This is a genomic window from Nocardioides sp. Z40_12 (genome assembly GCF_058215795.1).
The window spans coordinates 133,008-157,748 of the sequence record NZ_JBZAJA010000009.1 but is presented as its reverse complement, the minus strand read 5'-3'; the positions used below and the strand labels follow the sequence as shown (position 1 = coordinate 157,748).

Annotated in this window: 25 protein-coding genes; 10 read left to right on the top strand and 15 right to left on the bottom strand. The window is 73.0% G+C overall.

Annotated features, from left to right (window positions below; genetic code table 11):
• Positions 1-7 precede the first annotated feature (7 nt).
• Together AC4BG9_RS16715 and AC4BG9_RS16710 are read left to right on the top strand one after the other, a co-directional pair.
• Positions 8-934, top strand: a complete 927-nt coding sequence (locus tag AC4BG9_RS16715; RefSeq protein WP_490572250.1) for a diacylglycerol kinase family protein — start codon at positions 8-10, stop codon at positions 932-934.
• Positions 931-3,726: a DEAD/DEAH box helicase gene (locus AC4BG9_RS16710; protein ID WP_490572249.1), complete on the top strand. Its 2,796-nt coding sequence runs from the start codon at positions 931-933 to the stop codon at positions 3,724-3,726. Before AC4BG9_RS16715 ends, AC4BG9_RS16710 begins: the two co-directional genes overlap by 4 nt.
• Here AC4BG9_RS16710 and AC4BG9_RS16705 read toward each other — a convergent pair.
• The 13 genes from AC4BG9_RS16705 to urtA all read right to left on the bottom strand — a co-directional run bounded on the left by AC4BG9_RS16705 (position 3,716) and on the right by urtA (position 14,696).
• Complete coding sequence (locus tag AC4BG9_RS16705) at positions 3,716-4,378, bottom strand: SDR family oxidoreductase (protein ID WP_490572248.1); 663 nt, start codon at positions 4,376-4,378, stop codon at positions 3,716-3,718. The genes AC4BG9_RS16710 and AC4BG9_RS16705 overlap by 11 nt on opposite strands.
• 42 nt (positions 4,379-4,420) lie before the next feature.
• Complete coding sequence (locus AC4BG9_RS16700; RefSeq protein WP_490572290.1) at positions 4,421-5,326, bottom strand: 5'-3' exonuclease; 906 nt, start codon at positions 5,324-5,326, stop codon at positions 4,421-4,423.
• 17 nt (positions 5,327-5,343) lie between these two features.
• Positions 5,344-6,168: an urease accessory protein UreD gene (locus AC4BG9_RS16695; protein ID WP_490572247.1), complete on the bottom strand. Its 825-nt coding sequence runs from the start codon at positions 6,166-6,168 to the stop codon at positions 5,344-5,346.
• Positions 6,149-6,868, bottom strand: a complete 720-nt coding sequence (gene ureG, locus AC4BG9_RS16690) for an urease accessory protein UreG (RefSeq protein WP_490572246.1) — start codon at positions 6,866-6,868, stop codon at positions 6,149-6,151. The genes AC4BG9_RS16695 and ureG overlap by 20 nt, the downstream gene beginning before the upstream one ends.
• Positions 6,861-7,535 (bottom strand): urease accessory protein UreF, encoded by a 675-nt coding sequence (locus AC4BG9_RS16685; protein WP_490572245.1) that lies wholly within the window; start codon positions 7,533-7,535, stop codon positions 6,861-6,863. The genes ureG and AC4BG9_RS16685 overlap by 8 nt, the downstream gene beginning before the upstream one ends.
• A 6-nt stretch (positions 7,536-7,541) precedes the next feature.
• The gene (locus AC4BG9_RS16680; RefSeq protein ID WP_490572244.1) at positions 7,542-9,245 is read right to left on the bottom strand and encodes an urease subunit alpha; all 1,704 of its coding nucleotides are present in this window, start codon (positions 9,243-9,245) and stop codon (positions 7,542-7,544) included.
• The gene (gene ureB / locus AC4BG9_RS16675) at positions 9,238-9,576 is read right to left on the bottom strand and encodes an urease subunit beta (protein ID WP_490572243.1); all 339 of its coding nucleotides are present in this window, start codon (positions 9,574-9,576) and stop codon (positions 9,238-9,240) included. The genes AC4BG9_RS16680 and ureB overlap by 8 nt, the downstream gene beginning before the upstream one ends.
• A 7-nt stretch (positions 9,577-9,583) precedes the next feature.
• The gene (locus AC4BG9_RS16670; protein WP_490572242.1) at positions 9,584-9,886 is read right to left on the bottom strand and encodes an urease subunit gamma; all 303 of its coding nucleotides are present in this window, start codon (positions 9,884-9,886) and stop codon (positions 9,584-9,586) included.
• 4 nt (positions 9,887-9,890) lie between these two features.
• Positions 9,891-10,574 (bottom strand): ATP-binding cassette domain-containing protein, encoded by a 684-nt coding sequence (locus tag AC4BG9_RS16665; RefSeq protein ID WP_490572241.1) that lies wholly within the window; start codon positions 10,572-10,574, stop codon positions 9,891-9,893.
• Positions 10,574-11,329, bottom strand: a complete 756-nt coding sequence (gene urtD, locus AC4BG9_RS16660; RefSeq protein ID WP_490572240.1) for an urea ABC transporter ATP-binding protein UrtD — start codon at positions 11,327-11,329, stop codon at positions 10,574-10,576. Before urtD ends, AC4BG9_RS16665 begins: the two co-directional genes overlap by 1 nt.
• Complete coding sequence (gene urtC / locus AC4BG9_RS16655; protein WP_490572239.1) at positions 11,326-12,471, bottom strand: urea ABC transporter permease subunit UrtC; 1,146 nt, start codon at positions 12,469-12,471, stop codon at positions 11,326-11,328. Before urtC ends, urtD begins: the two co-directional genes overlap by 4 nt.
• Entirely contained in the window at positions 12,468-13,352 is an 885-nt protein-coding gene (gene urtB, locus AC4BG9_RS16650; RefSeq protein ID WP_490572238.1) for an urea ABC transporter permease subunit UrtB, read from the bottom strand. The genes urtC and urtB overlap by 4 nt, the downstream gene beginning before the upstream one ends.
• 99 nt (positions 13,353-13,451) lie before the next feature.
• On the bottom strand, positions 13,452-14,696 hold the full coding sequence (gene urtA, locus AC4BG9_RS16645; RefSeq protein ID WP_490572237.1) for an urea ABC transporter substrate-binding protein: 1,245 nt from the start codon (positions 14,694-14,696) through the stop codon (positions 13,452-13,454).
• A gap of 282 nt (positions 14,697-14,978) precedes the next feature.
• On the opposite strand from urtA, the gene AC4BG9_RS16640 reads away from it, so the two are divergent.
• On the top strand, positions 14,979-15,437 hold the full coding sequence (locus AC4BG9_RS16640) for an Lrp/AsnC family transcriptional regulator (protein ID WP_490572236.1): 459 nt from the start codon (positions 14,979-14,981) through the stop codon (positions 15,435-15,437).
• A 16-nt stretch (positions 15,438-15,453) separates the two neighbouring features.
• Here AC4BG9_RS16640 and AC4BG9_RS16635 read toward each other — a convergent pair whose 3' ends face one another.
• The gene (locus AC4BG9_RS16635; RefSeq protein WP_490572235.1) at positions 15,454-16,908 is read right to left on the bottom strand and encodes a KamA family radical SAM protein; all 1,455 of its coding nucleotides are present in this window, start codon (positions 16,906-16,908) and stop codon (positions 15,454-15,456) included.
• A gap of 147 nt (positions 16,909-17,055) precedes the next feature.
• Here AC4BG9_RS16635 and kdd point away from each other — a divergent pair, with 147 nt between their 5' ends.
• The 7 genes from kdd (at position 17,056) to AC4BG9_RS16600 (ending at position 24,134) form a co-directional block, all read left to right on the top strand.
• Positions 17,056-18,099 (top strand): L-erythro-3,5-diaminohexanoate dehydrogenase, encoded by a 1,044-nt coding sequence (gene kdd / locus AC4BG9_RS16630; protein WP_490572234.1) that lies wholly within the window; start codon positions 17,056-17,058, stop codon positions 18,097-18,099.
• The gene (gene kamD / locus AC4BG9_RS16625) at positions 18,096-19,763 is read left to right on the top strand and encodes a lysine 5,6-aminomutase subunit alpha (protein ID WP_490572233.1); all 1,668 of its coding nucleotides are present in this window, start codon (positions 18,096-18,098) and stop codon (positions 19,761-19,763) included. The genes kdd and kamD overlap by 4 nt, the downstream gene beginning before the upstream one ends.
• Positions 19,760-20,536 carry a lysine 5,6-aminomutase subunit beta gene (kamE, locus tag AC4BG9_RS16620; protein ID WP_490572232.1) on the top strand — a complete coding sequence of 259 codons (777 nt, stop codon included), beginning with the start codon at positions 19,760-19,762 and terminating at the stop codon, positions 20,534-20,536. The genes kamD and kamE overlap by 4 nt, the downstream gene beginning before the upstream one ends.
• Positions 20,533-20,958: a 3-aminobutyryl-CoA ammonia lyase gene (gene kal, locus AC4BG9_RS16615; protein WP_490572231.1), complete on the top strand. Its 426-nt coding sequence runs from the start codon at positions 20,533-20,535 to the stop codon at positions 20,956-20,958. Before kamE ends, kal begins: the two co-directional genes overlap by 4 nt.
• 384 nt (positions 20,959-21,342) lie before the next feature.
• Positions 21,343-22,860: an apolipoprotein N-acyltransferase gene (lnt, locus tag AC4BG9_RS16610; RefSeq protein WP_490572230.1), complete on the top strand. Its 1,518-nt coding sequence runs from the start codon at positions 21,343-21,345 to the stop codon at positions 22,858-22,860.
• Positions 22,861-22,870: 10 nt separating this feature from the next.
• Entirely contained in the window at positions 22,871-23,632 is a 762-nt protein-coding gene (locus tag AC4BG9_RS16605) for a polyprenol monophosphomannose synthase (RefSeq protein ID WP_490572229.1), read from the top strand.
• 7 nt (positions 23,633-23,639) lie between these two features.
• Positions 23,640-24,134, top strand: coding sequence for an FxsA family protein (locus AC4BG9_RS16600; protein ID WP_490572228.1), 495 nt, complete (start codon positions 23,640-23,642; stop codon positions 24,132-24,134).
• Positions 24,135-24,165: 31 nt separating this feature from the next.
• On the opposite strand, the gene AC4BG9_RS16595 is transcribed toward AC4BG9_RS16600, so the two are convergent.
• On the bottom strand, positions 24,166-24,552 hold the full coding sequence (locus tag AC4BG9_RS16595) for an RNA polymerase-binding protein RbpA (protein WP_490572227.1): 387 nt from the start codon (positions 24,550-24,552) through the stop codon (positions 24,166-24,168).
• Positions 24,553-24,741: the final 189 nt, after the last annotated feature.

Sequence of the window (24,741 nt, the reverse complement as noted above, 5' to 3'; positions counted from 1 at the left end):
TCGTGGAGTGACCCGAAGCCTGCGTGAGATCGCGTTCCTCACCGACCCCGCCGCCTGCCGGGGCCGGGGGCGGGACCGCTCCCACCGCACCCGGGCCGTCGCCCGGCTGCGGGACAGCGGCATGGTGGTCCGCGACCTCGTCGGCCGCGACGCCGACGAGACGCTCGACCTGGCCCGGAGCTCCGTCGACGACGGGGTGGACGGGGTGGTGGTCTGCGGGGGTGACGAGATCTTCCACCTCGGGCTCCAGGCGGTCGCGGCGACCGGCGTCCCGATCGGGCTGGTCCCGGCCGCCGGCGGCGAGGTCGCCGGCTACTTCGACCTGCCCCGCCACGACCCCGACGCGGCCGCCGACCGCGTCGTGGCCAACCGGGTCCGCACCGTCGACGTGGGCAGGGCCGCCGGCCGCTACTTCGTGACCGTCCTGGAGGCCGGCTTCGGAGCGGGCGTCGAGGAACGGGCCCGGACCGCGCGAGGGCGCGGCGGCCGGGCGCGGCACGGGCTGGCCACCCTGACCGCGCTCGGCGCCACCCGTCCCGTCGGCTACCGGCTCGACCTGGACGGCGTCGGACGCCGGCTGGACGCCACGCTGGTCACGGTGGCCAACGGTCCCTGGCCCGGCGCACGGCGGACCGGGCCGACCGGGTGGGAGGACGGCACGGCGGACCGTCGACGGGACGGGGAGCACGACCGCCTGAGCGACGGGCTGCTCGACGTGGTGATCGTCGGGTCGAGGAGCCGCGCCGCCCTGGCCCGCACCGTGCCCCGCCTGCTCGGCTCCACCCGCCGCGCCCATCCGCCCTACGAGCACCACCGGGTCCGCAAGGTGACCGTCGCGGCGGCGGGCGTCGTCGCCTACGCCGACGGTGAGCGCCTCGGCCCGCTGCCCCTGACGATCGAGTGCGTCCCCGCGGCGCTGAAGGTGTGGTCATGACCAGTCCGTCCGAGGCGTACGCCGCCTACCGCAAGCAGCGTGAGCACCCCGTCCTCGCCGAGTTCGCCGGCAGCTACCCGTTCGGGCTCGACGACTTCCAGCTGCGCGCCTGCCGGGAGATCGAGGAGGGCCGAGGAGTCCTGGTGGCGGCCCCCACGGGCTCGGGCAAGACGGTGGTCGGCGAGTTCGCCGTCCACCTCGCCCTGGCGGGGGGACGCAAGTGCTTCTACACCACGCCGATCAAGGCCCTCTCCAACCAGAAGTACCACGACCTGGTGGAGCGTCACGGGGCCGAGAACGTCGGTCTGCTGACCGGCGACCACACCCTGAACGGCGAGGCGCCGGTGGTCGTGATGACCACCGAGGTGCTGCGCAACATGCTCTACGCCGGGTCGCACACCCTCGCCGGCCTGGGGTTCGTGGTGATGGACGAGGTGCACTACCTCGCCGACCGCTCCCGCGGTGCGGTCTGGGAGGAGGTGATCATCCACCTGCCCGAGTCGGTCTCGGTGGTCTCGCTCTCGGCCACCGTCTCCAACGCCGAGGAGTTCGGCGAGTGGCTGGCGACCGTGCGCGGCGACACGACCACGATCGTCGAGGAACGGCGTCCGGTCCCGCTCTTCCAGCACGTCATGGTGGGCCGGCGCATCCTCGACCTCTTCGCCAGCTCCGACGTCGACGCCAGCGCCGGCTTCGTCAAGGAGGGGGCGCCGGTCAACGACGAGCTGCTCAAGGTGGCCCGCGACGACTGGGCCAGCAGCCGGCTGATGCGCGACCGCCGGTCCTCGCGCAAGGGTGGCCGCGGCGCCCCGGCCAAGGGACCCCGCAACGTCGGCAACGGCCGACGGGTGTGGATCCCCAGCCGGGTCGACGTGATCGAGCAGCTCGAGCGCCGCGGGATGCTGCCCGCCATCGTCTTCATCTTCAGCCGCGTCGGCTGCGACGCCGCCGTCACCCAGTGCCTCTCCGCGGGGGTCCGGCTGACCTCCCCCGAGGAGCGGGACGAGATCTTCACCTTCGTCGAGGAGCGCTGCCGCCACCTCCCCGACGAGGACCTCCAGGTCCTCGGCTACCACGAGTTCCTCGAGGGGCTCACCCGCGGCGTCGCGTCACACCACGCCGGCATGCTGCCCACCTTCAAGCAGTGCGTGGAGGAGCTCTTCGCCCGCGGGTTGTGCAAGGTGGTCTTCGCCACCGAGACGCTGGCCCTCGGCATCAACATGCCTGCCCGCACCGTGGTCATCGAGAAGCTGTCGAAGTGGAACGGCGAGACCCACGCCGAGATCACGCCGGGGGAGTACACCCAGCTGACGGGTCGCGCGGGCCGGCGCGGCCTCGACGTCGAGGGCCACGCGGTGGTCCTGTGGCAGCCCGGTACCGATCCTCGCGAGCTGGCCGGTCTGGCCTCGACCCGCACCTACCCGCTCCGCTCGTCGTTCCGGCCCTCCTACAACATGGCGGTCAACCTGGTCCACCAGTTCGGCCGTGAGCGCTCCCGGGAGCTGCTGGAGATGTCGTTCGCGCAGTTCCAGGCCGACCGCGCGGTCGTCGGTCTGGCCCGCCAGCTGCACAAGGCGGAGGAGGCGCTCGACGGCTACGCCGAGTCGGCCACCTGCCACCTGGGCGACTTCATGGAGTACGCCGCGTTGCGCCGCCAGATCTCCGACGAGGAGAAGGCGGCGGCCCGGGAGCGCCGGTCGAGCCAGCGCGACGAGGCGCTCGTCTCGCTGCAGAAGCTCAAGCCGGGCGACGTCATCGTGGTGCCGGCCGGGAAGTTCTCCGGTTTCGCCGTGGTGGTCGACCCCGGGCTGGGCAACCCCGACGAGCCGCGGCCCTACGTGGTCACCGCGGAGCGTCAGGCCCGTCGGCTCTCTCCGATCGACTTCCCCTCGCCCGTCGAGCCGGTCACCCGGGTCCGCGTCCCCCGCAGCTTCAACGGCCGCAACCCGCAGATGCGGCGCGACCTGGCCAGTGCGCTGCGCTCCCGCACCCACGACCTCACCCCGCCCCCGCCGCGGCGCCGGTCGGCCGGCGGGCAGGCGCCGGGGCAGAGCGCGGCGGAGCGCAGGATCGACGACCTGCGGCGCCGGCTCAAGGAGCACCCCTGCCACCAGTGCCCGGAGCGCGAGGACCACGCCCGCTGGGCCGAGCGGTGGTTCAAGCTCTCCCGGGACTCCGCCACGCTGCGGCGCCGGGTCGAGCAGCGCACCAACACCGTGGCCCGCGTCTTCGACCGGGTCTGCGAGGTGCTGGTGGCCCTGGACTACCTCGAGGGCGACACCGTGACCGAGCGCGGGGGGAGGCTGCGGCGGATCTACACCGACATGGACCTCGTGGCCGCCGAGTCGCTGCGCCTGGGGCTGTGGGACGGGCTCGACCCCTCGGAGCTGGCCGCCGTGCTCTCCGTGCTGGTCTACGAGACCAGGCGTGCCGACGACGTGACGCCGCCCAGGCTCCCGGCCGGGCCCGCGCGTGACGTGATCGGCGAGATGGTGCGGCTCTGGGCCCAGCTGGACGCGCTGGAGAAGGACCACCGCCTCGACTTCCTCCGCGAGCCCGACCTGGGGTTCGCCTGGGCCGCCTACCGCTGGGCGGAGGGCGACGAGCTGGACGAGGTCCTGGGTGCCGTCGACCTGGCGGCGGGCGACTTCGTGCGCTGGATGAAGCAGCTGCTCGACCTGGCCGGCCAGGTGGCCGACGCGGCGGCCGACACGCCCCTGCGCAAGGTGGCCCGGCAGACCGTGGACCGCCTGCGCAGGGGAGTGGTGGCCTACTCGGCCCTCACCGAGTAGGCGCCTGGGCGACGGCCTCGGCGACCGGGGTGTCCCCGGCGACCAGCTCCCACTGGGCGCCGATCCCGGCGCCGGTGTCCAGGACGGCGGCGATGACCGCGGCGACGTCGCCGCGGGGCACGCTGCCGGGCTCGACCTCGGGGGCCAGCCGCACCCGGCCGGTCGCGGCGTCGTCCACCAGCGCACCCGGTCGCAGGATGGTCCAGTCCAGGTCGCTCTCGCGCAGGGCGGCGTCGGCGTCGCGCTTGGCCTCCACGTAGGCGCGCCACACCGGCGCGGTGTCGGCGGGGACCGGGTCGTCGACCGAGATGGCCGAGACCTGGACGAAGCGGGTGATCCCCGCCTCGCGGGCTCCCTGGATCGACTTGAGCGAGCCCTCGAGGTCCACGGTCCGCTTCCGCTCGATGTTGCCGTCGGGGCCGCCGCCGGCGGCGAAGACCACCGCGTGGCAGCCGTCGAACGCCCGCGCGAAGTCCGAGCCGGAGGCGGACTCGATGTCCAGGAGCCGGACCTCGGCCCCCAGGGCCTCCAGGTCGGCGCGGTACTCCTCCTTGCGGACCAGGGCGACCGGTTGGTGACCCGCCTCCACGAGCAGCGGGTGCAGCAGACGGGCCACGTTTCCGTGACCCCCGACGACGGCGATACGAGTCATGCGCCCCACCCTAGGAACCCGCGCCAAGGGCGCCGGCCGGCCTCAGCGCTCGGCCAGCGCGGTCACGGCACGGGCCAGAGCACCTTCGAGGTTCCAGGTGGCGGCCAGCGCGACGACCGCGTCGGGGTCGGCGGGCGTGCGGGGCAGCTCGGTGTCGATCCTGCCCAGCTCGAGGTCGCGCACCACCGCGACCACCCGGGGCGCGACGTCGAGGTAGTCCGCGGCGTCCTTGATCTTGCGACGGGGTCCGGGGGCCAGGTCGGAGTCGGGGTCCTGCGCCGCGGCCCGGATGCCGGCGATGTCGCCGAAGCGCCCGAGCAGGGTCGCCGCGGTCTTGTCGCCGACCCCGGGCACCCCGGGCAGGCCGTCGGAGGCGTCGCCGCGCAGCGTGGCGAAGTCGGCGTACTGGTGGGCGTCGACGCCGTACTTGTCGCGCACCACCGAGTTGGTCACCCGCTCGTGCTTGCCCACGCCCCGGGCGGTGTAGAGCACCCGGACCTGCGCCTGGTCGTCGATCAGCTGGAAGAGGTCGCGGTCGCCGGTGACGATCTCGACGGGCATCGCGGCGTTGGTGGCCAGGGTGCCGATCACGTCGTCGGCCTCGTGCTCGGGGGCTCCGACGACGCGGATGCCGAGCGCGGCGAGGACGTCGAGGATGATCGGGATCTGCGCCTCCAGCGGGTCCGGGACCTCCTCGACGTCGGGCGACGCCTCGCGCTCGGCCACCACCCGGTGGGCCTTGTAGCCGGGCAGCAGGTCGACACGCCACTGCGGCCGCCAGTCGTCGTCCCAGCAGCAGACCAGGTCGGTGGGGCGGTAGTCGGTGACCAGCCGCGCGATGAAGTCGAGCAGGCCCCGGACGGCGTTGACGTTGGTGCCGTCGGGCGCCTTGATCTCGGGCACCCCGAAGAACGCGCGGAAGTAGAGGGAGGCGGTGTCCAGCAGCATCAGGCGCTTCGAGTCGGTCACCCGGGCGATCCTGCCAGAGTCGCCGCGTGGCCTGCCCGGTGCTGCTGGGCCAGCGCGGCCCACGTGGTGTCGAGGGAGCCCTCGTGGGCGGCGCGGGCCAGGCGGCGGTGCAGCACCCCGCCGGCCGCCAGGCGCAACGCCCCGGTGGCCCCGGCCTCGGCCGCGTCCCCGGCCGGTCCGGGCTCGGCACCGGGGTCGGCAGCGGGGTCCGGGCGCAGGTCGAGGATCTGGTCGACGACCCGGTGGTCGCCCAGCACGCCCGGCACCTGCGCGGACGCGTCGGCGCTCAGCTGCTCCACCAGCACCGGCAGCCCGTCGCGGGAGACCGTGGTGCCGGCGGCCAGGCGACCCGGGCCCTCGCCGGTGCGGCCGAGCACCAGGGTCTCGCGCAGCAGGCACGTGGCGTCCCCCTCGAGGGCGACCGTGGTCCGGCGCGCCACCCGGGCGCCCTGGCTGACCACGAGCTCCGGGGCCTGCCACACCAGGAATCCGCCCGGCCGGACCCGGATGTCGACCTCCCAGGACGCCTCCCCGCCGTCCATGTCGTAGGCGACCGTGCCGGCCGGCTCGGTGATCTCCAGGAGGCACCCGGCGCCGACCTCCACCTCGAGCCGCACGTGGTCGCCGGCCAGCAGCAGGGCGGTGGTCGGGACCAGCGCGACGTGGGCGTGCGCGACGTCGCGAGCCAGCACCTGCACCCGGAAGACGCCGCCGCCCATCCGGACGCAGGCGCGACCCGCCCGGGGGTCGGCGTGCAGCGCCACGCGGGTGCTCAGCGGGGTGAGGGCACCGGGCGGGGCCTCAGGCCTGGTCGACGGCACGGGCCAGGGGGCGCGTCTGGTCGTGCGCGTGCGCGTGGGAGTGCGCCGCCATCGGGCCGGGGTCCTGGGGCTCGAGCAGGCCGGTGCGCAGCACGGCCAGCTGAGCCAGCACCCAGGCGGTCAGCGCCGAGACCGACGCCGCGTCGTGCCGGGAGAGCGCGACGACCGTCCGACCGCCCCGGGCCAGCACCGCGTCGGCGACCATCCGCGGCAGGTCCACCCCCACGTGGGGAGCGAGGTCGGTCTTGTTGACCACCAGCAGGTCGGCGCGCTCGATGCCGGGTCCGCCCTTGCGCGCGACGTCACCGCCGCCGGCGACGTCGAGGACGAAGATCTGGACGTCGACCAGGGCGGGGGAGAAGGTCGCGGTGAGGTTGTCGCCGCCGGACTCGACCAGCACGAGGTCGAGCGGGGCGAACCGCTCCTCCAGGTCCTCCACGGCCGTGAGGTTGGCGCTGACGTCGTCGCGGATCGCGGTGTGCGGGCAGGCGCCCGTCTCGACCCCGACGATCCGGTCGGGGTCGAGCACACCGGCCGAGCGCAGGAAGCGGGCGTCCTCGTCGGTGTAGATGTCGTTGGTGACCACCGCGAGGGCGTGGCTGCCGGCCAGCTCGCGGCAGAGCGTGGCGATCAGGGAGCTCTTGCCCGTGCCCACCGGGCCGCACACGCCGAGTCTCAGGGTCTTGCGGGTCTCAGGCACGGAACAACCTCCTGGTGGTGTGGGAGTGGGCCTGTGCCCACTCCTCGATCTGGGGGGCGCTCAGGCACGGGATGTCGGCGGCCTCGCTCAGGCCGGCCACCGCGTCGGCCAGGGCGTCGACGTCGGGGAGGAGCTCCCACGTCCAGACGACGCTGCGCAGCGGGTCGCCGGGGGAGAGCTTCAGCCCGGCGGAGATCACGGTCTGCACGTCGTCGTAGCCGACCACCCGGGCCAGGTCGGCGGGGGCCACCGCGCCGGCCACGGCCAGCGCCCCCAGCACCAGCGGCCTGGCCGTGGGCAGCGACCACGACGCCAGGGCCTCGTCGGCCGGCCAGACGCGCCGGGCCAGCCGCAGCAGGCCGCGACCGAGCTCCAGCGCCGTGGCCCGCTGGGCCTCGGCCGGCGTGCGCGCGGCCCAGTGGGCGTGCACCGCGGCCAGGTCGCCGCCGTGGCGCACGACGTGGGCGGCGACGACGGCGGTCGCGGCCTCGGTGCGCACCACCGTGGCCAGGCGCGTACGGCAGTAGCCGGGGAGCCCCTCGGGGCTCATCCCGTGACGCAGCGCCGGCTCGAGGCCGCCCGACTGGGTGTGCCCGCCGACCGGGAGCCGGGCGTCGGCGAGCAGCAGGGCCACGGTGGCCGAGGCGGGCGGCGGGGAGAGAGGCACCACGGCTCAGAACAGGGAGTAGAGCTGGGCCAGGGGGAGCTCCTCGGCCGGGGCCGGCAGCACCCGTTCGCCGTCGACGTCGATCGCGAAGGTCTCGGGGTCGATGTCGATCCGGGGGCAGACGTCGTTGTTGACCATGTCGGCCTTGCCGACCCCCCGGGTGCCCGTGGCCGCGACCAGACGGCGGGACAGGCCGAGCCGCGCCTCCAGCCCGTCGTCGAGCGCGGCCGACGACACGAACGTGACCGCGTGGTCGCTGCCGTGGCCGTCGACCAGGGTGGGCCGCAGCAGCACCGGCTGCGGGGTGGGGATGGAGGCGTTCGGGTCGCCCAGGGCGGCCCTGACGAGCGCCCCGCCCTTGATCACCAGCTCGGGCCGGATGCCGAAGAACCGCGGGTCCCACAGGACCAGGTCCGCCATCTTGCCGACCTCGACCGAGCCCACCTCGGCGTCGATCCCGTGGGCGATCGCGGGGTTGATCGTGTACTTCGCGACGTAGCGACGCGCCCGCTCGTTGTCGGCCGGCAGCGACTCGCCCAGCGACCCGCGCCGGTGCTTCATCACGTGGGCCACCTGCCAGGTGCGGGTGACGACCTCGCCGATGCGCCCCATCGCCTGGGCGTCGCTGGAGGTGATCGACATGGCCCCCATGTCGTGCAGGACGTCCTCGGCGGCGATCGTGGTCGCCCGGATCCGTGACTCCGCGAAGGCGAGGTCCTCGGGGACCCGCGGGTTGAGGTGATGGCAGACCATCAACATGTCGAGGTGCTCCGCGACGGTGTTGACGGTGTGGGGCAGCGTCGGGTTGGTCGAGCCGGGGATCACGTGGGGGAGCGAGGCGACCTTCATGATGTCCGGGGCGTGGCCGCCACCCGCGCCCTCGGCGTGGAAGGCGTGGATCCCGCGCCCGCCGATGGCCGCGAGGGTGGACTCCAGGAAGCCCGCCTCGTTGAGGCTGTCGGAGTGGAGGGCGACCTGGAGGCCGTGCTCGTCGGCGGCACGCAGGGCGGCGTCGATCGCGGCCGGGGTCGAGCCCCAGTCCTCGTGGACCTTGTAGGCGGCGGCGCCGCCGAGGGCCTGCTCGCGCAGCCCCTCGGCGCTGACCGTGTTGCCCTTGCCCATCAGCAGCACGTTGACCGGGAGCGGGTCCAGCGCCCGGTGGACCGTGCGCAGGTGCCAGGCGCCGGGGGTGACGGTCGTGGCCTTGGACCCCTCCGAGGGCCCGGTGCCGCCACCCCCGACGGTGGTGGTGCCGGTGGCCAGGGCCTCGTGCACCTGCGAGGTGGACAGGAAGTGGACGTGGACGTCGACCGCGCCCGCGGTCAGGATCCGCCCCTCGCCCGACACGACGTCGGTGGAGGGCCCGATGACCAGGTCGGGGTGCACGCCGTCGGCGATGTCGGGGTTGCCGGCTCGCCCGAGAGCGACGATCCGGCCGTCCCTGATCCCGACGTCGGCCCGCACGATGCCCCAGTGGTCGAGCACGACGACGTTGGTGATCACCGTGTCGGGCACCCCCGCGGCCCGGCTCCGGGTCGACTGCGCCATCGACTCGCGGATCGACTTCCCGCCGCCGAAGACCGCCTCCTCGCCCCCGAAGGTGAGGTCCCGCTCGACCTCGATCCACAGGTCGGTGTCGCCGAGGCGGACCTGGTCGCCGGTGGTGGGGCCGTAGAGGGCGGCGTAGTGGGCCCTGCTGATCTCAACCATCCAGGGCACCGCCGTCCTTGCCCGTCTGGAGGCCCGGCACGACGCGCAGGCCGCGCAGCGCCACCAGGTCGACGGTGCGCGAGGCGCCCGGCTCGAAGCGGCGCGACGTCCCCGAGGCGATGTCGAGCCGGAAGCCGTGGGCCGCGTCGCGGTCGAACTCCAGGGCGGCGTTCGCGTCCGGGAGGTGGAGGTGGGAGCCGATCTGCACCGGCCGGTCGCCCGTGTTGAGCACCACCAGGCGCAGGCGCTCGCCCTCGCCGCGGTCGGCGTTGAGCACGTGCGTCCCGGGCGCGGTGCGCACCGCCCCGGGCCCCTCGGTCGACGACGTCATGGGTCTCCTAGCTGATCGGGTCGTGGATGGTGACGAGCTTGCGGCCGTCGGGGAAGGTCGCCTCGACCTGGACGTCGTGGAGCATCTCGGCGACGCCCGGCATGACCTGGTCCCGGGTGAGGACCTCCCGGCCCGCGGTCATCAGGTCGGTCACCGACCGGCCCTCCCGGGCGCCCTCGAGCACCCAGGTGGCCAGCAGGGCCGTCGCCTCGGGGTGGTTGAGCAGGACTCCGCGGTCGAGGCGGTCGCGGGCGACCATGCCCGCCACGGCCAGCAGCAGCTTCTCGGTGTCGGCAGGGGTCAGGTGCACGGGCTCAGACTGCCATCACTGCGCGCACGTCGTCGGCGGCGGCGAGACCGGCCGATCCGCGGGCGACGACGCGGCCGCTGGCCAGGACGTGGTAGTCCTGGGTGGCGCGCAGCGCGAACCCGACGTGCTGCTCGACCAGGAGGACCGACAGGTCGCCCCGGGCGGTCAGGTCGACGATCACCCGCTCGATCTCGGCGACCACGTTGGGCTGGATGCCCTCGGTGGGCTCGTCGAGGATGAGCATCCGGGGTCTGGTCAGCAGCGTGCGGGCGATCGAGAGCTGCTGGCGCTGTCCGCCGGAGAGCAGGCCGGCGCGCCGGGCCAGCAGGCCGGTGAGGGCGGGGAAGGTGTCGAGCACCTCGTCGATGGCGGCCCGGTCGCGCCCGGCCACCAGCTGCAGGTTCTCCAGGGTCGTCAGCTGGCCGAAGGACTGCTGGCCCTGCGGCACGTAGCCGATGCCGCGGCGTACCCGCTGGTGGGGACGCAGCCGGGTGACGTCCTCCCCGTCGAGGAGGACCTGGCCCGAGCGGACGGGCAGCAGGCCCACCGCCGTCCGCAGCAGCGACGTCTTCCCGGCACCGTTGTGCCCGATCACCGATGCGGCGCCGCCCGCGGGCACGCGCAGCGAGACCCCGTGCAGCACCTCGGTGCGGCCGTAGGCCGCGACCACGTCCTTGAGCTCCAGCATCATGCCGCCCCTTCCACGGTGTGGCCGAGGTAGACACGTTGCACCTCGGGGTTGGCGCGGATCTCCTCGACGGTCCCGTGCGCGAGCACCCGGCCGGCGCTCATCACCGTGACCACGTCGGCGAAGTCGCGCACGAAGTCCATGTCGTGCTCGATCACCACGATCGTGCGCTCCTTGCCGATGCGGTGCAGCAGTGCGCCGGTCTCCTGCCGCTCCTCGGCGGACATGCCGGCCACCGGCTCGTCGAGCAGCATCACCCGCGCGTCCTGGACCAGCAGCATCCCGATCTCGAGCCACTGCTTCTGGCCGTGGGAGAGCACGCCGGCCGGCCGGTCGGCGTGGTCGGTGAGGCCGACCGTCGCCAAGGCGTCGTGCACGAAGTCCGGGACGCCGCGGCGGCGCCCCAGCAGCGCGCGGGCGCGCCGGTGCACCCCGCCCGCGATGTCCAGGTTCTGCAGGACGGTGAGCTCCTCGAAGACGGTGGCCGTCTGGAAGGTCCGCCCGACCCCGAGCCGGACGATCGCGTGGGACGGCTTGTCGAGCAGGTTCTGGTTGTCGTAGGAGGCCAGCCCGGTGGCCTTGACCAGCCCGGTCAGCGCGTCCACGACCGTGGTCTTCCCGGCGCCGTTGGGGCCGATCAGGAAGTGCACCTGTCCCTGGAGCAGGGTCAGGTCGACCCCGTCGACGGCCACGAAGCCGTCGAACTCGACCCGGATGCCGCGGACCTCCAGGTAGTCGCGCTTGCCCGTGCTCATGCGTTGACCTCCTGTGCTGCCTCGTCGGTGCTGTCCGGCTTCCGGTCCGCGGCCGCCGCGGCGCCCGGCCCGAGCCGGCGCCGGCCCGGCGAGCGGGACGACCCGGTGCGCTCCCGGAGGGAGCCGACCTTGGAGACGAGCTGGGCCAGGCCGCCGGGGAGCAGCAGCACCACGAAGATGAAGAGCCCGCCCTGGAAGTAGGACCAGGACCCGGGGAACGACTCCGAGAGCGTGGTCTCGGCGTACCCGACGAGCAGGGCGCCCAGGGCCGGCCCCATCAACGAGGCCCGCCCGCCGAGCGCCGCTCCGGCGACCAGCGCGATGGAGGCGCCGACGCCGACGTCCTCGGGGGAGACGATCCCCACGATCGGGACGAAGAGGGCACCGCCGATGCTGGCCAGGACCGCCGCGACCAGGTAGGCGACCAGCTTGACGTCGGCCGGGTCGTACCCGAGGAACCGGACGCGCTCCTCGGCGTCCCGGGTGGCCACCAGGAGCTCACCGAAGCGGCTGCGGTAGAGGTGGCTCATCAGCGCCACCGCGGCGAGCAGCGTCCCGGCGGCCAGGAAGTAGAGCATCCGCTTGTTGATCGGGTCGTAGAGGGAGTAGCCGAAGAAGCTCTGGAAGTTGTTGAGCCCGTTGAAGCCGCCGGTGGTCTTGACCTGCCCGACGAGCAGGATGGCGAAGGCGGCCGCGAGGGCCTGGGAGAGGATGGCGAAGTAGGCGCCCTTGACCCGGCGCTTGAAGATCGCGGCCCCGAGCAGCCCGGCCACCACGACAGGCAGCAGCACGATGGCCAGCAGGGTCACCACCGGGCTGCGGAACGGCTCCCACCACCACGGCATCTCGCCGCCGGCGTAGAGGAGCATGAAGTCGGGCACGTTGCCCGGCCCGGCGTCGGTCAGCTTCAGGTGCATCGCCATCGCGTAGGCGCCCAGCCCGAAGTAGAGGCCCTGCCCCAGGACGAGCATCCCGCCGCGCCCCCAGGCCAGGCCGATGCCGACCGCCGCGATCGCGTAGCAGCAGTACTTGGCCAGCAGCCCCAGCCGGAAGTCGCTCAGCAGCGCAGGAGCCAGTCCCAGCAGCCCGGCGGCGAGCGCTGCCCAGGCCAGCAGCGTGAACAGTCTCGTGCGGCGACTCATGCCAGGCTCCTGGTCCGGACCGCGAAGATCCCCTGGGGGCGTACCTGGAGGAAGACCACGATCGCCAGGAAGACCACGACCTTGGCGATGCTCCCGGAGGTGGCGTACTCGAGGAACGCCTGGATCACGCCGATCGAGAAGGCGGCGATCACCGTGCCCTTGAGCTGGCCGATGCCGCCCACCACGACGACCAGGAAGGCCTCGACGATGTAGGAGGCCCCGATGGTGGGGCCGGTCGAGCCGAGCAGCGTGAGGGCGACCCCCGCGACCCCGGCCAGCCCGGAGCCGAGGAAGAAGGTGATCCGGTCGGTGCGGCGCGTCGAGATGCCGAGGGTCTCGGCGAGGTCGCGGTTGGAGACCGTGGCCCGGACCTGCCGGCCGAGCGCGGTGTGCTTGAGCACCGCGAGGACGGCGAGCAGGCACCCCACGGCCAGCAGGAGCAGGAAGAGCCGAGTCAGCGGGAAGTCGTAGCCGAGGACCGGCACGGACCCGCCGAGCCAGGAGGGCGAGGGCACGTCCTTGGCGGGGGCGCCGAAGATGTCGCGGGCGACCTGCTGCAGGACCAGGCCCACGCCGTAGGTGACCAGGAGGGTGTCCAGGGGGCGGTGGTACATCCAGCGGATGACACCCGCCTCGAGGACGACCCCGAGGAGACCGCCGACCAGGAAGCCGACCGGGAGGGCGACCAGCAGGCCGAGCCCGGCGTCGCCGATCACCACGTTGATCACGTAGGCCGTGTAGGCGCCGGCCATCAGGAACTCGCCGTGGGCCATGTTGATGACGCCCATCTGGCCGAACGTCAGGGTCAGCCCGACGGCGATGAGCAGCAGGACGGCACCGGCCGAGAGGCCGGTGAAGACCTGGGAAAGGAACACCTCCACGAGACGCACCTCCTCGTCAGGAGCCGGGGCTCCGGTCGTTGGGACGGGTGCCGGGGGCGCGGACCGGTGTGGTCCGCGCCCCCGGGGGAGATCAGCGGCTCACTCGCCGTCCCACCAGGAGTAGCCCTCCAGGAACGGGTCCGGATCGATCGGACCGTCGGAGCTCCACACCGTCTCGATCAGCCCGTCCTTGCGGATCTGGCCGACCAGGGCGGTCTTGGCGATGTGGTGGTTGTCCCCGTTGACCGTGACGGTGCCCTCGGGCGCCTCGTAGGTCACGCCGCCGGCGGCCTCGACGACGTCGTCGACCGTGAAGGAGTCGGCCTTCTCGACCATGCCCTTCCAGAGGTGGAGCGAGGTGTAGGCGGCCTCCATCGGGTCGGAGGTCACGGCCTTGGCGCCGTTGGCCTCCTTGAACGCCGCGACGAACTCCTCGTTCACCGGGGTGTCGATGGTCTGGTAGTAGTTCCACGCGGTGTACTGGCCGACCAGGTTGTCGACGCCGACGCCCGGGACCTCCTCCTCCGCGATCGAGACCGAGACGACCGGCATCGCCTCCGCGGTCAGGCCCTTGCCCTTGTACTCCTTGAAGAACGCCACGTTGGAGTCGCCGTTGAGGGTGTTGAAGACGGCGTCCGCGCCGGCCGACTTCACCTTGTCGACCACCGTGCCGAAGCTGGTCGAGCCGAGCGGCTGGTACTCCTCACCGAGGACCTCGATGTCGTGCTCCTCGGCGTACGCCTTGATGATGGCGTTCGCCGTCCTCGGGAAGACGTAGTCGGATCCGACCAGGAAGATGGACTTGATCCCCTTCTCGTCCTTGAGGTAGTCCAGCGCCGGGATGATCTGCTGGTTGGTCGTGGCCCCGGTGTAGAAGATGTTCTTCGACGCCTCGAGGCCCTCGTACTGCACGGGGTAGAAGAGCAGCGCGTTCTTGCCCTCGAAGACCGGGAGCATGGCCTTGCGCGAGCTCGAGGTCCACCCGCCGAAGACCGCTGCCACGCAGTCCTGGTCGATCAGCTTGGTCGCCTTCTCGGCGAAGACCGTCGGCTCGGACTGTCCGTCCTCGCTGACGATCTCCAGCTTCTTGCCCAGGACGCCACCGTCGGCGTTGATCTCGTCGGCGGCCATCGAGAGCGACTTGAAGACCGTGGTCTCGCTGATCGCCATGGTGCCGGAGAGCGAGTTGAGGAACCCGATCTTGATGCTGTCGCCGTCGGTCTGGACACAGGAGTCACTGGCCTCGGACGTCTCGCCGGCCTTGGCGCCACAGCCGGCCAGGGCGCCGGCCAGGGCGACCGCGCCGAGCGCGGCGGTGATGGTGCGGGGGGTTGTGGAGTTCACGGCGTACGACCCTCTCGTCGGACTGCCCGGCGCTGACCGCGGGCGTGGATCCGGAGGCACCAGTCGCCCCCGGAAGGTCTGTCCCTGGGGACGCCTCGAGTTTCACGAGGGCGTGTTTCCGCTGCGGGCGTCCTCCCGTGTCACGGGTGTAACAGCGGGTTTCGGGTTGAGGTCACGTCGCCGGCGGGTGGAACGGCGCCCGCCGCCCCGACCCGGTGCGGTAGAGGCGGCCACGTGCTGAACACCGGCCGCGGACGGGTGCGGTTCCCCTAGGGTCGGCGGGTGAACAACTCGGAGGTCGAGTCCACCGACCGCAAGATCCTCGGTCTGCTGGCGGCGGACGGCCGGATGTCCTACACCGATCTGGGCAAGGCGACCGGCCTGTCCACCTCGGCCGTCCACCAACGGGTCAAGCGGCTCGAGCAGCGCGGCCTCATCCTGGGGTACGGCGCCACGGTCGACCACCAGCAGCTGGGCCGTCCGCTCACCGCGTTCATCTCCGTCACGCCGCTCGATCCCTCCCAGCCCGACGACTACCCCGAGCGGCTGGCCGGGATCGGCGAGGTCGAGTCGTGCTGGTCGGTGGCCGGCGACGAGTCCTACATCCTCAAGGTGCGCGTGGGCACTCCCGCCGACCTCGAGGAGCTGCTCGGCCGCGTCCGCGCCGCCGCCAACGTCAGCACCCGCACCACCATCGTGCTCTCCACCCCGTACGAGAACCGCCCCCTCACCGGGGAGTAGCCCGAAAGGGCGCCCCTCAGTGGGCCTGGAGGGCCGCGGTGCGGCGCGACGCCTCGGCGGCCTCCGCCGCCCGCAGGCTGCTCTCGTCGAGGCGGCCGTGCTCCTCCCACCACTGCTGCCCCGCGGCCGGGAGCGTGTGGATCGGGTCGTAGTACTCGTAGTGCCGGGAGAGCGCCTCGGGGTCGGAGGCCTCGATCGACGTCCGGTAGTTCTTCGTCCAGTAGGAGATGCCGCGCTCGGTGTCGTAGTCGGCGAGCTGGTGGACCCAGCGCTTGCCCACGAAGGGGACGTCACAGACGATCCGCGGGGTGGCGAAGCCGGGCAGGTAGCCCATCAGGTGGTGCTGGAGGCGCTGGGCGTCGGCGACCGAGACCCGCCAGTGCTCCGAGAACGGGATCATGTCGCACAGGTAGAAGTAGTACGGCGTGACCTGGGCCCCGTCGAGCAGCCGGAAGCAGAGGTCCAGCAGGGTGTGCGGGTCGGCGTTGACACCGTTGAGGAGCACACCCTGGTTGCGCACGTCGCGCAAGCCCGCCTCGAGCATGGCGCGCGAGGCGTCGGCCACCAGTGGGGTGATCGAGTGCGCGTGGTTCGCGTGCGTGTGCATCGCCAGCGAGACCCCTCGTGACCGTGCCAGCCCCGCCACCCGGGCGACGCCCTCGACCACGGTGGGCTGGAGCCAGTGCTGGGGGAGGCCGATGAGCGCCTTGGTGGCCAGCCGGACGTCCCGGATGTTCTCGATCTCCAGGAGCTGGACCAGGAACGCCTCGAGCCGCGGCCAGGGCATGTTGGCCACGTCGCCGCCGGAGACCACGACGTCGCGCACCTGCGGGGTCCGCCGCAGGTAGTCGAGCATGTCCTCGAGGCGGTCGTGCGGCCGGGCCGCGAACTTGAGCTTGTCGACGACGGGGGTGGAGTTGCCGACCAGGTCCATCCGGGTGCAGTGCCCGCAGTACTGCGGACAGGTGGGCAGCAGCTCGGCGAGCACCTTGGTGGGGTAGCGGTGGGTCAGCCCCTCGCTGGCCCACATGTCGTGCTCGTGCAGCGAGTCCCGGGTGGCGTGCGGGTGGGAGGGCCAGTCGGTGCGCCGGTCGGAGAAGACCGGGAGCATGTAGCGGCGCAGCGGATCCGCGTAGAAGGCCTCGGTGAGCGAGCCCGCGCCGGCCGGCGTCGTGTCGGGCACCATCGTGTTCATCATCTGCGGCGGGACGAGCATCGACATCGTGGCGCGCTCGGCCTGGTCACGCTCGAGGTCGGCGTAGAACCGGTCGTCGAGCAGGCCGCCCATCAGCTCCCGGAGCTGGCGCGCGCTCTTGACGCAGTGGGCGCGCTGCCACTGCACCGAGCGCCACTCCTCCGCGCTCACCGAGGACCAGCCGGGGAAGCGGGTCCAGTCCGGCTCGGTCAGCTCCACCCGGCGGTAGGCGTAGGGCTGACCGGCGGGGTGGTCGACCGAGGTCGCGATGCTCATGGCCCTCCTGCTGGAGCGACGTGGCGGACCTGAGGTGGTTGTGACCTACGTCGCATTTCTGCCACAGTAGAAGCACGACCTGCGGCCTGTCTAGCGACTAGCAGCAGGATTTCCTGCTCCGCGTGGGCCCAAAGACAGGACTTACTGTTGATTGCTTCGACCTCGCAGGCCAGCGATCCCATCGGCCTGCACCGGGTGCTGGACGAGCCGCGGGTGCTGCCGCAGGCGGCGCGGCGCCTCGACGCCCGCGCCGAGCTCTGGCCCGACGAGGTCCGGGTGCGGGTGGAGCGGCTCAACCTCGACGCGGCCTCCTTCCGTCAGCTCGAGCGCAAGCACGGCGGGGACGGTGCCGCGATCCGGGCCGAGGTGCTCTCGATCATCTCCGCCCGCGGCAAGATGCAGAACCCGGAGACCGGGTCCGGCGGCATGCTGGTCGGGGTCGTCGAGGAGGTCGGCGAGCGCTCCCCCCTGGGCCTGCGGGTGGGGGACCGGGTCGCGACGCTGGTCTCGCTGACCCTGACCCCGCTGGTCGTCACCGACGGCCTGGCCCGCTGGGCCGGCACCGGCGAGCAGGTCCCGTGCGAGGGCCACGCCATCCTCTTCGGGCGCTCGATCGCCGCGGTGCTTCCCGACGACCTGCCCGTCGAGCTCAGCCTCGCGGTGATGGACGTGTGCGGGGCGTCCGCGCTGACCCGCCGCGTGGTCTCGGGGTACGACGACCCCGTGGTCGTCGTGATCGGTGCGGCCGGCAAGTCCGGCAGCCTCAGCCTCGCCGCGGCACGCGAGTCCGGCGCCGCGCGCACGCTGGGGGTGGTGCCCCACGAGGCCGAGGCCCAGGCGCTGCGCCGTGCCGGCCTGGCCGACGCGGTGGTGGTCGCCGACGCCCGCGACCCGGTGGCCCTGCGGGAGGCCGTGCTCGCCGAGGGGGGACCGGCCGACGTCACGGTGGTCTGCGTCGACGTCCCCGGGTGCGAGGGCGCCGCGGTGCTCGCCACCGCCGCTCGGGGCACGGTCGTCTTCTTCTCGATGGCCACCTCCTTCTCGGCGGCCGCGCTGGGGGCCGAGGGGCTGGCCGCCGACGTGACGATGCTGATCGGCAACGGGTACGTGCCCGGTCACGCCGACTACGCGCTCGACCTCGTACGGCGGCACGCCGGTGTCGCCGTCCTCCTGGAGAGCAGGCTGCGATGACGACCCGGACGAACCCCGAGACCCACCCCCAGGTGCAGGCACAGGAACCCGGGAGGCGCGCGTCCCGGCTGGCGCTCCCGGCCGAGGACGTCGCCCGGGCCCGCGCGCTGGCCGCCAGGGCCGGCGCCCCGATCGTCGACCTGGCCCGCCGCCACACCACGGTCTCGGTGGAGCGGGCCACCCTGCGGCTCGCCGGCCTGGCGGGTGCCGACCCCGACGGGATCCCCTGGGTCAACCGGCTCGTCGACGCGGTCCGCGCCGACCTGGACGACGAGGGGGGACTGGCCCACGGGGTGAGCCTGCCGGTCTGGGACGCCCTGGCGCGGGGGGCGGCGCCCGACCTGGCGGGCCTCGCCCGGCTGGCCGGGACCGGCGCCGTCCGCTTCCGGCTGCCGGTCGCCGAGGACGCGCTGAGCGCCCGGCGCGCCGCCCACGACGCGGTCGGCCGCGGCGTACGCCGGCTGGACGCCGCCCGCACCGAGCGCGAGCGCCTCGTCGCGGAGGTGGGCGACGCGCCCCGCAAGCCGTGGATCTACCTCATCGTGGCCACCGGCGACATCCACGAGGACATCCCCCAGGCCCAGGCGGCTGCCCGGGCCGGCGCCGACGTGATCGCGGTCATCCGCAGCACCGGGCAGTCGCTGCTGGACTACGTGCCGGAGGGTGCGACCCGTGAGGGCTTCGCCGGCACCTACGCCACCCAGGAGAACTTCCGCCTGATGCGCGCCGCCCTCGACGAGACGAGCCGCGAGCTGGGTCGCTACGTCCGGCTGACCAACTACGCCTCGGGGCTCTGCATGCCGGAGATCGCTACCCTGGCCGGCCTGGAGCGGCTCGACATGATGCTCAACGACTCGATGTACGGGATCCTCTTCCGCGACATCAACCCGGTCCGCACCTTCGTGGACCAGCGTTTCAGCCGCCAGGTGCACGCCCGCGCCGGCATCATCATCAACACCGGCGAGGACAACTACCTGACCACCGCCGACGCCGTGGAGGCCGCCCACACGGTGACCACCAGCCAGCTCCTCAACGAGTTCTTCGCCAAGGAGGCGGGCCTGGCCGACTGGCAGCTGGGGCTGGGTCACGCCTTCGAGATCGACCCGGAGGTGCCCGACTCCTTCCGCCTCGAGCTGGCCCACGCCCTGCTGGCACGCGAGCTCTTCCCGGAGGCGCCGCTGAAGTGGATGCCACCGACCAGGCACATGACCGGCGACGTGTTCCGCGGGCACCTCCTGGACGGGTTCTTCAACCTCGCCGGCGCCCTCACCGGCCAGGGCATCCTGCTGGTCGGCATGATGACCGAGGGTGTCGTCACCCCCTGGCTCTCCGACCGCGACCTGGCGCTGCAGAACGTCCGCTACGTGATGGGGGCGGCCGGCAACCTGCACGAGGACTTCGCGCCCGCCCCGGACGGCTTCATCGCCCGCCGGGCCCGGCAGGTGCTGGGGGAGTCCCTGGCGCTCCTCGAGCGGATCGTCGGGGAGGACGCCGCTCAGGACACCGGCCAGGGCCACCCCCGTGGACTGCTCGACGCCATCGCCGACGGCACGTTCGGCCTGATGCGGCGTCCCGCCGACCAGGGCCGCGGGCTCGAGGGAGTGGCGGCCAAGTCCGACTCCTACTACAACCCGGCCACCGAGATCCTCCAGGAGTGCCCGTGATCGTCAGGCCCTACGGCGACACCACCGGCGACGGCATGGTGCAGCTCTCCTTCACGTTGCCGCTCGCCCACTCCAAGCTGGCCGAGGGGGCGGCCGAGCAGCTCGCCCACCGGATGGGGATGAAGCCCGCCATGGTGGTGCACGCCCGTCCCGTGGGCGAGGGGTTCACCTTCTTCGTCGTCTACGGACGGGTCGCCCACCTGGTCGACACCGACCAGGTCGAGGTCGTGGCCCGGGACTACCCGCTGCTCGCCCCGGCCGAGGTCGACGCCCAGATCCGCCGGGCGCTGCGCCGTCGGCTCGTGGTGGTGGGGGCCTGCATCGGCACCGACGCGCACACGGTGGGGATCGACGCCATCCTCAACATCAAGGGGTTCGCAGGCGAGAAGGGGCTGGAGTACCACCGTGAGCTGGAGGTGGTGAACCTCGGTGCCCAGGTCTCGGTGCCGGACCTGGTCGCGGCGGCCAGCGCCCGGCGGGCCGACGCCGTCCTGGTCTCCCAGGTCGTCACCCAGCGCGACGCCCACCTGATCAACACCCGGGCGATGTCGGCCGCCTTCCACGAGGCGTTCCCCGCGCACCGGCGCCCCCTGCTGGTCGTGGGTGGCCCCCGGTTCGACGAGAAGACGGCCCAGGAGCTGGGGGTGGACCGCGTCTTCTCGCGTGGCACCACCCCGGGGGAGGTGGCCTCGTTCCTCGTGCACCGCCTGGCCCCGACCGCCCCCACCGCCGAGGCCGACCCCACCGCCGTGGCCGCCGAGGCCCGGCCATGACCGGGGCAGGCGGCGCGCGTCCCCTGCCGGGGGAGTGGGTGGGCCGGCGGGTGGTCCACCGCCGCTACGTGCCCTCCGCGCACGCCCACTACGCCGGCGGCCTGGTCGAGGGGGCCTACGGCCTCGGTCTCTTCGGCGACGCCGCCACCGAGATGTGCATCCGCACCGATGGCGACGAGGGCCTGTTCGCCTCCTACTCCGACGTGCAGTTCCGCGCGCCGGTGCGGGGCGGCGACGTGGTGGAGGTCCACTGCCTGCTGGTCCGGGCCGGCTCCCGGTCGCGGGAGATGGGGTTCGAGCTGTGGGTCGTGGCGCGCGGCGCACCCACCCCGGCGGCCCCCGGTGCCAGCCGGTGGCTCGAGGAGCCGGTGCTCGCCACCACCGCCACCGGCACCGTGGTCGTGCCGCCCCAGGAGGCTTGACCGACCGGCTGCCCGGCGTGCCGCACGGACCGCTGGACGGCGTGTCGCGGCGCTCCCCGGCGTGTCCCGCACAATCGCGCTGAACCGGTTGACAGGGACCCCGGATCCGCCACAGAGTGCGGTGTCCGCCTGTGCAGATCGTGTGCGGCGGACCGACGTCCGGGTGAGCGGGTTGGCGGGTGGGGCACCACCATCCGACCCACCTGGTTCACGGAGGTCGGTCCCGCCGTTGCGAAGGTGGGCACGGGAGGGACGGCAGTTCCTTAGACAACTTCGCGGCGTTCATCTCCAGTGGTCGTCGCGTCGGTCCGAAGCGCTGTCGTCCCTTCCGTCCTCCTGCAGCGGGCCCGCCGCCCGTGTGGCGGCACCCGGTAGGTTGAGGGCGTGCTGCGCCGTTCGATCCTCGCCGGTGGAGCCGGGCTCCTCCTGGCGCTGGCCTCTGAGCCCGTCGGGCTGGCACTCCTGGCCCCCCTCGCCGTCGCCGGCCTGGTGCTCGCGGTCCGTGGCATGTCAGCCAGGACGGCGTGGATCCCCGGCCTGGCCTTCGGCGTGGCCTACTTCTTCGTCCTGCTGTGGTGGATGCGGGCGGTCGGGTGGGACGCCTGGCTCGCCCTCTCGGCCGCCCAGGCCGTGGTCACCGCACCGCTGGGCAGCGCGCTCGCGCTCGTGGGCCGGCTGCGCTTCTGGCCTCTGGCCTCGGCCCTGTGCTGGGTCGCGGTGGAGACGATCCGCGGCGCCTGGCCGCTCGGCGGGCTGCCCTGGGGGCGGCTGTCCTACGTCGTGGCCGACACCTGGTGGGCCGCGAACCTGCCGTGGCTCGGGTTCACCGGGGTGAGCCTGCTGCTGGCCGGCATCGGGAGCGCGCTGGCCTGGTGCTGGGTCGCCCGGCCGCAGCTGGTCCGCGCGGTGCCGGTCGCGCTGACACTCGCGGCCCTCTCGGTGTGGGGGCTGGTCATGCCCTGGGAGCCCGCCTCCGAGGAGTCGATCCGGGTGGCCGTGGTCCAGGGGGACGTGCCCGGGAGCGGGGACGACCTGGTCTCGGTGCACCGCGAGGTCACGCGCAACCACGTCGAGGCGACCGTCGGGCTGGGGGAGCGGATCGACGAAGGGTCCCAGGAGCGCCCCGACCTGGTGCTCTGGCCGGAGAACTCGACCGCGGTCGACCCGTTCCGCGACGACGAGGTCCGGACGGGGATCGAGCGCGCCGTCGAGGCGGTGGGCGTGCCGGTGCTGGTCGGTGCGATGACCGACGCCGCGGCCCCCGACGCCGTCCTCAACCAGGGCATCGTCTGGTCGCCCGGGACCGGCGGCGGCGACAGGTACACCAAGCGCCACCCGGTGCCCTTCGGGGAGTACATCCCGTGGCGCGACACCGTCTTCACCCAGAACTTCGGCAAGCTGCGCCTGGTCGCCCGCGACATGATGAGCGGCAGCCGCGACACCCCGCTGACGGTGGGGGAGACCACGGTGGCCGACGCCATCTGCTTCGACATCGCCTACGACGACGCGATCCACGCCCAGCTGCGCCACGGGGCCGGCCTGCTGGTGGTCCAGAGCAGCAACGCGATGTTCATCCGGACCCACCAGATCGAGCAGCAGTTCGAGATCACCCGGCTCCGGGCCCAGGAGACCGGACGCGCGGTCGCCGTCGCGGCCACCAACGGACTGAGCGGCATCATCGCCCCCGACGGCGAGGTGGTGGACGAGGCCGCCCCCCGGACCACCAGCGTGCTGGTCCAGGAGGTGCCCCTGATCGAGGCGACGACCCCCGCGGTCGCGATGGGTCCGTGGCCCGGACGGGCCGCCGTGCTGCTGTCCGCGGTGGGGTGCTTGATCGGTGCCAGGCGGAGGCCAGATGCCCTATGCTCGCCCGGGCGCTCTGCCGAGCCTTCCGCCAGCTGAGGAGATCCGAGTGAACCCGTCCCGTCTCGGTCGCACCGTGATGGTCGTCCCGACCTACAACGAGGCGGCCAACATCGAGTGGATCATCGAGCGCCTCCGGAAGGCTCAGCCGGACGTCCACGTCCTGGTGGTGGACGACGGGTCCCCGGACGGCACCGGCCGGATCGTCGACGACCTGGTCGGCCGCGACGACCACGTGCACGTCCTGCACCGCACCGAGAAGGCCGGTCTCGGGGCGGCCTACCTGCACGGCTTCCGGGTCGCCCTCGACATGGGCTTCGAGGTGATCGGCGAGATGGACGCCGACGGCTCGCACCAGCCCGAGCAGCTCCAGCGTCTCATCGACGCCCTCGCCGACGGCGCGGACCTGGTGATCGGCTCCCGGTGGATCCCGGGGGGCTCGATCGTCAACTGGTCGCGCGGCCGCGAGGTGCTCTCCCGGGCGGGCAACCTCTACACGCGCATCCTCCTCGGCATGCCGGTGCGGGACGCCACCGCCGGCTACCGCCTCTTCCGGCGCGAGACCCTGGAGGCCATCGACCTCGACACGGTCCGCTCCACCGGCTACGTCTTCCAGACCGACATGGCCTACCGGACCATGCGCCGCGGCCTCAAGGTGGTCGAGGTGCCGATCGAGTTCGTGGAGCGGGAGCGGGGCGACTCCAAGATGAGCCGGTCGGTCGCCACCGAGTCGCTGCGCCGGATCACCTTGTGGGGTCTGGAGGAGCGCCGGGCCCAGCTCCGGGCCCGTCTTGGGCACCGTTCGTCATGATGGAGACATGAGCTCAGGTCGACGTGTCCCGGTAGCGGTCCTCTTCGTCCTCCTGGTCGTCCTCCCGCTGGCCGAGCTGTGGACGCTCATCCAGGTGGGACGGGTGATCGGCGCCTGGTGGACGATCGCGCTACTGCTCCTGATGGGCGTGTTCGGGAGCTGGCTGATCAAGCGCGAGGGACTGCGTGCCTGGCGTGCCCTCACCACGTCGGTCGCCTCCGGCCGGATGCCCGGCACCGAGCTCGCCGACGCCGCGCTCATCGTGCTGGGCGGGGCGCTGATGGTCGCTCCCGGCTTCGTCACCGACGCGATCGGGCTCCTGCTCATCCTCCCGGTGACCCGGCCCGTGGCGCGTCGGCTGCTGGTCGCGGCGCTGGGGCGCCGCGTCGTGGTGAGCCCGATGGTCGGCTTCGGCAGGACGGCGGGCGGACGCCCGGACGCACCACACCCCGGAGCGGGGCCCGAGGGCCCCGTCGTCCGGGGTGAGGTGATCGATCCCTGAGGTGCGCGACCGGCGTACGGCGCGCACCGCGTCAGGCTGAGCGGACGCGCTTCTTGGCGTTGGCGCGGTGGAGGTGGGCCGGGCCGATCTCCCCGCCGCGCAGGAGGTCGAGGCGCTCCTTGAGGATCTCCTCCAGCTCCTTCTCCGAGCGGCGCTCCAGGAGCATGTCCCAGTGGGTGCGCGCGGGCTTCTCGACCTTCTCCTCCGGCACGATCCCCGAGGTGCTCAGCGCCTCGGCACCACAGCGAGGGCACTCCCAGCTCGCCGGGATCTCGGCCTCGTCGGACATGGTGATCTCGAACTCGTGACCGTGCTGGCACCGGTAGCCGACCTGCTGACGGGCCGCGAACTCGATCCCGCGCTCGTCCTCGAAACTCTGACCACCCAGTCGCGCGCCCCGCAACGTGCGCTCCGCCATTGAGCCACCTCCACAAAAGTTCTTCGGTTCACCCGTGGTTGACGGGCAGGGGACGGCCCGAGCCAGGCTCTGCGACGCACAAGGGGAGGGCGCCGGCCGTCGTTTCTTCTTCAACGGTAACGAGACCCAGAAGATTCCACGCCCGCAACATACCCAATGTGGGGCATGGCGCGCGAAAGTGGCTGGCGT